This is a genomic window from Moorena sp. SIO3B2 (assembly GCF_010692525.1).
Classification (GTDB): Bacteria; Cyanobacteriota; Cyanobacteriia; order Cyanobacteriales; family Coleofasciculaceae; genus Moorena; species Moorena producens.
The window spans coordinates 1-7,631 of sequence record NZ_JAAHHE010000295.1 but is presented as its reverse complement, the minus strand read 5'-3'; the positions used below and the strand labels follow the sequence as shown (position 1 = coordinate 7,631).

The window sequence follows — 7,631 nt, the reverse complement described above, 5'->3', positions numbered from 1 at the left end:
CGCCTTCCTTTTCACCGGTCAAGGTTCCCAGTATGTAAATATGGGACGGCAATTGTATGAAAGTCAACCTACTTTTCGTCAAGGGTTAGATCAATGTGATGAAATCCTACGTCCGTATTTGGAACATTCGCTTTTAGAAGTACTTTATCCTCAAGAAGCACAAAACTCAAGTTCTTCTTTGCTAGACCAAACTGCTTATACCCAACCGGCTCTATTTGCTATTGAATATGCCTTAGCCAAGTTATGGTTTTCTTGGGGCATTAAACCAAATGTGGTGATGGGCCACAGTGTGGGAGAATATGTGGCAGCTTGTATTGCAGGAGTTTTCAGTCTTGAAGATGGTTTGAAGTTAATTGCCATGCGTGGCAGGTTAATGCAGCAGTTGCCTGCTGGTGGCAAGATGGTATCGTTGTTGGCATCGGAGGAGCGGGTCAAAAAGGCGATCGCGGACTATAGTTCCCAAGAGGGGTTGGAGAAGTCCGCTGTCAGCATTGCTGCCATCAATGGGCCAGAAAGTATAGTGATTTCTGGTGAGAGTGAAGCGATCGCAAGTATTTGTAGTAAACTAGAAGTAATGGGAGTTAAGACTAAACAGTTACAGGTATCCCACGCTTTCCATTCTCCTTTGATGGAGCCAATGTTGGCCAAGTTTGAAACTATAGCCAAACAAGTCACTTATAACAAGCCTCGAATCAAACTTATTTCTAATGTCACTGGCAAACTGGTAGGTGATGAGATCACTTCTGCTGAATATTGGGTTAACCATGTCCAGCAACCAGTGAGCTTTGCCCAGAGCCTGAAAAATACGTATCAAGAGGGTTGCAAACTGTTCCTAGAAATTGGACCCAAACCAATATTACTGGGGATGGGACGTCAATGTGTACCAGAAGATGTAGGAGTATGGTTACCATCATTACGTCCAGGAGTGGATGAATGGCAACAAATGCTCTCTAGCTTAGGACAATTGTATGTAAAAGGAGCCAAAATAGATTGGTCAGGGTTTGACTCTGACTATAGTCGTCAGAAAGTAGCATTGCCGACTTATCCATTCCAACGGGAACGTTATTGGATAGAAACCAACAACAACTTCTGGCCTAAACAGCAATTTTCAAAAGGGGAAAACCTCCATCCCCTATTAGGTCAAAAGCTAAATTGTGCAGGGGAACAACAAATATTTGCATCACAAATAGGAGAAAAATCACCCAATTATCTCAGCCACCACCGAGTATTTAATCAAGCACTATTTCCCACAACCGGCTACCTAGAAATAGCAATAGCAGCAGGAAATCACCAATTAAAAACACCCCAGATAGTAATAGAAGACCTAACCATAGGTAGAGGATGGATACTACCAGCAGGAGAATTGACAAATGCCCAAACCATACTCACCCCAACAGACAACCAAAGCTACAAGTTTCAAATATTTTCTCAACCAGAACAACAGGAGTGGAGACTCCACACCACAGGAAAAATCAGAAAAGAGTCAACCCCCCCTACTCAGACAAAAATTGACCTAGAAAAATACAAGAGTGAATTTAATCAAGCAATAGAAGTCAAACAACATTATCAAAAATGTCAACAAGTAGGGATAGACTACGGAAATAGCTTTCAAGGCATTCAAGAATTGTGGTCGGGTACAAACCAAGCACTAGCTTATATCAAACTCCCCGAAGAATTGATAACACAAACAAGGGACTATAATTTCCATCCAGCACTATTAGATGCAGCCTTGCAAGTAATATTTCAGGCACTCCCAGCAACAGATAGTGACCAAACTTATCTGCCAGTAGGAATAGAAGAATTCAAACTATATAAGAATCCCGGGCTGAGTCTATGGGCCTACGCATCAGTAACCAGTCCCGAAGTGAAAACTCCAGAAAGTTTAACGACTCTTGTCACCATAGTAACTCCTTCAGGAGAAATAATTGCCAACCTCAAAGGTTTACAACTAAAACTAGCAACTAAACAGACCCTACTGGGAACAGAAACCGAATCAATAGAAAATTGGTTGTATGAAGTAGAGTGGAGAAGCCAAGGTATTTTAGGTAAACTACTCCCTCCAGATTTCCTGAGACCTCCTGTAGAAATTGCCCAAAAATTAGCTCCAACTCTGACAGAATTAGTAACTCAAGTAGATCAGAAAAGAACAGGGTCTATTGAAACAAGCTTAGAAGAATTAACTGTAGATTATATAGTACAAGCATTGCACGAAATGGGTTGGTCATACAAACCAACAGAAAGCTTTGAATTTGATGCAGCAGTCAAAAAATTAGGCATAGTTCCCAGTCAGAGACAACTGTTTAAGCGTCTGCTACAAATATTAACAGAGGTGGGAATACTCAATTATAATCAGCAGCAGTGGCAAGTGGAACAAACCTTAGCTCAAGTCAAGCCTACTGAAAAAAGCCAGAGTTTACAGAATCAATATCCAGAAGAAGCAGCAACATTGACACTACTGGAACGTTGTGCAAGTCAATTAAGTGGGGTATTACGAGGAGCAATAGACCCAGTTCAGTTAGTTTTCCCCCAAGGAGATTTGACCACAGCGACTCAACTTTATGAAGAGTCAACAGTAGCTAAAGTGATGAACACAATAGTAGAAAAATCCATCACCAAGGCTATAGAAAAATTACCTAAAAGCCGAGGCATACGGTTGTTGGAAATCGGAGCGGGAACAGGAGGGACGACCAGCTATATCCTGCCTCATCTAAATCCCCAGCAAACCGAATATATATTCACCGATATAGGGGCATTATTTACAGCAAAAGCCCAAGATAAATTCCAGGATTATCAATTCATTAGCTATCAAACCTTAGACATAGAAGTAGATCCGAAAAGTCAAGGATTTGAGGCTAATCAATATGATATAATTATTGCAGCCAATGTCCTCCATGCAACCACAATTATGAAGCAGACATTATCCCATGTGCGAGAACTATTAGCAGATGGGGGAATGTTAGTGTTGTTAGAAGTAACAACTGCTCAACGATGGTTAGATTTAGTATTTGGACTGTTAGAAGGATGGTGGAAATTCAATGATTATGAATTACGACCAGATTATCCTTTGCTGAGTAGAGACCAATGGCAAAAGGTGTTGAGAGAAACAGATTTTACCGAAGTAGTCACCATGCCAGAAGTGGAGGGAATGGCAGAAACATTGTCAGGGCAAACGGTAATTGTAGCTCAAAGCTCTCAAACGAAGTTAGAACAAACGAATGATGGTTCTAAGAGTTGGTTGATACTAGCAGACAAAGAGGGAATAGGTAAACAGTTAGCAAGGCAACTGAACTCAGTGGGAGAGGTTTGTACTTTAGTGTTTGCTGGAGAAAAGTATCAACAGATAGCTCCCGCAGAATTTACCATTAATCCCAACAACCTTGAAGATTTTGAGGAAGTAATAGAGACAGTAGCAGGGAAATCACCATCATTATATGGAGTAGTACAATGTTGGACGACGGAAGCCGGAGTGGGGCAAACTGTTAATTCTGAGGAGTTAGGAAGTTTGTCTAAGCTAGGGTGTGGCACAACTCTATCTTTAGTACAAGCATTGGTAAAAGCAGGGTTATCCATTGTACCTCGATTATGGTTAGTGACGAGTGGTGCTCAAGCAGTGTCGTCAAATCATCCGGTCATACCAGGAGTAGCCCAATCTTCGGTGTGGGGAATGGGCAAAGTGATTAGCTTGGAACATCCAGAATTGAACTGTACTCGTATAGATTTAGACCCAGAGGAGACTATAGAGGGTCAAGCTGATGCACTCTTTAATGAAATCTGGTCGGAGGATTCCGAAGACCAGGTGGCATGGCGTGGAGATGGTCGTTATGTAGCTCGGTTGGTGGCTAGTCATCATCGGCAACCAGTGGCACAACATTTGGTGCCATCACAACCATTCAAACTAGGAAGTTCCGAGAAGGGTAGTTTAGATAACTTAGTCTTAGAGCCAGTTACTAGACGTTCGCCAGGAGCAGGGGAAGTAGAAATTAGAGTTAAGGCAACAGGATTGAATTTTCTAGATGTAGTATCTGCATTAGGATTAGTCCCTCAGCAAGTGGATGGAATGTCTCAAAAACACTTAGTAGAGATGGACAGTTTTGGTGGAGAGTGTGCGGGTGAAGTAGTAGCTGTAGGGTCAAAAGTCACAGGCTTTCATATAGGGGATACAGTTATGGCTATGGCTCACGGCAGCTTTAGTCAGTATGTAACTGTTGATGCTACCTATGTAGTTATCAAGCCAGAAAATCTGAGCTTTGAAGAAGCAGCATCTATTCCAGCTAATTTTTTAACAGCTTATTATGCTTTGCATCATGTGGCCAAGATTCAGGCTGGCGATCGCATCCTTATTCATGCAGCAGCAGGAGGTACTGGAATGGCTGCGGTGCAGATTGCAATGGAAGCAGGAGCCGAAGTCTTGGCAACTGCAAGTCCTCCCAAATGGGAAGCTCTACGAGATATGGGAGTCAAACATATTATGAATTCCCGAACCTATGAATTTGCTGACCAAGTGATGGAAATAACTCAAGGTCAAGGAGTGGATATTGTACTTAACTCTCTGACTTCTGGGGAATTTATTAGTAAGAGTATGTCAGTGGTAACTCAGAGTGGTCGGTTTGTGGAAATCGCCAAGCGAGGAGTATGGGATTCAAGCCAAGTAGCAGCTCTCAGACCGGATGTATCTTATTTTGTGGTGGATTTAGTCAAAGAGTCAATAGAGCAACCGGGATTAATCAATTCTATGTTGCAAGGGTTGAAAGATAAGTTGAGCAACGGTTTACTACAACCACCACCAATAAAGGTATTTCCCATAGAGGAAGTCATTGATGCCTTCCGTTATATGCAGCAAGCCAAACATATAGGCAAGATTGTGGTGACTCAAACACAACTTGCTGATGCTAGGACTCAAAAGCCTTTAAGTTTCCGTTCTGGAGCTAGCTACTTGATTACAGGAGGTATGGGAGGTTTGGGTTTACTGGTAGCAAATTGGATGGTGTCAAAGGGGGCTAAACATTTAGTATTATTAGGACGTCGTTCACCAGATGATGCAACTCGAAAAAAAATAACAGAATTAGAAATGGCAGGAGCGGAAGTGGTAGTGGAAAAGGCCGATGTGTCTGATCGGAAATCGATCACAGAGGTGTGGAAGAGAATTGAGGAGTCAAACCGACCATTAGCAGGAGTGATTCATTCAGCAGGAATGTTATCAGATGGAGTGCTACAAAACCAGAGTTGGTCTAGTTTTGAGCAGGTGATGGCACCGAAAGTCCAAGGTGCTTGGCACTTGCATCAATTGACTCAAAATCAACCATTGGACTTTTTTGTGCTGTTTTCTTCAGCAGCATCTCTGTTGGGTTCGCCTGGTCAGGGAAATCATTCTGCAGCTAATGCTTTCCTTGATGGTTTAGCCCATTATCGTCGCGCTCAGGGGTTACCGGGATTGAGCATTCATTGGGGAGCCGTTTCTCAAGTAGGAGAGGCAGCCGAACGGGGTGCAGATGTGAGGTTAAGTAAGCAGGGGATGGGTGCAATATCTCCGACTCAGGTGTTAGAGTCTCTAGAGCTATTGATGAGTGGTTCGGATGTGGAAGTAGGGGTGGTGCCTATTGAGTGGTCAGGCTGGCAGGAGAGAGTGGCACAGTGGCCGTTTTTGGCGGATTGGTCGGAAACAACTACTTCAACAGTTACTAAGGATAATAGCATTTTAGAACACTTAAAATCAGTTTCCTTCATGGAACGAGAAAAGATATTAATTGCTTATATCGAAGATAAAGCAGTTCGAGTATTAGCCATGAAAAATAATCTCATCGATATACACAAACCTCTAAATAAAATGGGACTGGACTCTCTAATGTCAATTGAGCTAAGAAATCAAATTCAAAGTGAGCTAGAAGTGGATGTTCCAATTACAAAATTTATGGAAGGAATCACCATTGCTGATCTCTCAAATCAACTAAATCAACAACTGAATCAAAGCGATCGCACAGATAACATCAAGGAAAAAAACTGGATAGAGGTAGAACTATGAACTTAATTGAATTCTTACAAGACCTTTCTATCAAAGGTCTTAAATTATGGACTGATGGAGGCAAATTAAAAACTGGAGGTTCCCAAGAAGTACTGACCACTGATGTTATTGCCCAACTAAAGCAGTACAAATCAGAAATCTTACAGTTACTAAAGGAAAATCCAGATATATTCCAAGTCCATCCCCTCTCTTATGGTCAAAAAGGTCTCTGGTTTTTGTGGCAGCTATCACCCCATAATCATAATTATAATGTGTCATTTTCGGTTCGGATCTACTCTAAGGTAGATATAACTATTTGGCAACAGGTTTTTCAAGCTCTAAGGGAAAGGCATCCGCTACTACGGAGTACATTCCCGAAGTTGGGCGAACAACCAATCCAACAACTACATCAACATCAAGCGTTAGACTTCTTACAGATAGATGCTTCTAGTTGGAGTGAAGAGGAGTTAAATAAAAAGGTAATTGCAGCTCACAGACATCCTTTTAACCTAGAAACAGAACCAGTGATGCGAGTTAGGTGGTTCACTTGTTCTGAGCAAGACCATATTATGTTATTGACAATACACCACATTGCTTTAGATGGTTGGTCATGCGACTTAATTACCAAAGAGCTGCCACAACTCTACCAAGCTCAACTAAATGGGCTTGAGGCATCCCTACTACCACTAAAGCATTCTTATCAAGATTATGTTAGTTGGCAAAAGGAGTTAGTAGAAGGACAAGAAGGAGAACAACTATGGAACTATTGGCAACAAAAATTGGGCGGGGAATTACCTGTATTGAATTTGCCTACAGACAGACCACGACCCCCTATACAGACTGATAATGGGGGCAGTTACCCCTTCAAGTTATCTGAAAAGCTGACTGAACAACTGAAGGAACTAGCTCAAACAGAGGGGGCAACTCTTTATATGATTCTGTTGGCTGCTTTTCAAGTGCTTCTGTATCGTTACACAGGTCAAGAGGATATCTTGGTAGGATCGCCTACATCTGGTAGAACAAAAGCGGAGTTTGCTTCTATTGTTGGTTACTTCGTGGACTCAGTAGTGATGAGAGCAGATTTGTCAGGGAATCTCTCTTTTAGAGATTTCCTCTATCAAGTACGCCAGACAGTCCTGGGAGCACTAGCTCATCAAGATTATCCCTTTTCTTTATTGGTAGAGAAGTTACAGGTAGAACGTGACTCCAGTCGTTCTCCTCTTTTTCAGGCTTGCTTTGTACTACAAAAATTCCTGGAATCTCAAGATGTGCAAAAGGTGTTTTTTAGCAGCAAAACAACCTTGATGAATTGGGGAGGACTTGAAGTAGAACCATTTGTATTCGATCAGTATGAAAGTCAATATGATTTATTCCTGGAAATGGTTGAAGAGGACTCATATCTGGTTGGGTTATTAAAATACAATGCTGACTTATTTGATGAGCAAACTATTGCCAGAATTGCTGGTCATTTCCAGAACTTGTTAGAAGGGATAGTGAATGATCCGCAACAGAGAGTAACAGCACTACCATTAATGACAGAGTCAGAGCTAGACCAAATATTGGTAGAATGGAATAATACCAAAACAGATTACCCAAAAGACAAATGTATCCATCAGTTATTTGAGGAGCAGGT

The 7,631-nt window shown here is 41.8% G+C and carries 2 protein-coding genes; both read left to right on the top strand.

The window, feature by feature from the left end; translation table 11 throughout:
- The coding region (locus tag F6K38_RS31615) for an SDR family NAD(P)-dependent oxidoreductase (RefSeq protein ID WP_287359011.1) at positions 1-6,019 on the top strand (6,019 nt) is incomplete at its 5' end.
- On the top strand, positions 6,016-7,631 hold a 1,616-nt coding region (locus F6K38_RS31610; protein ID WP_287359010.1), incomplete at its 3' end, for a condensation domain-containing protein. The genes F6K38_RS31615 and F6K38_RS31610, both read left to right, overlap by 4 nt.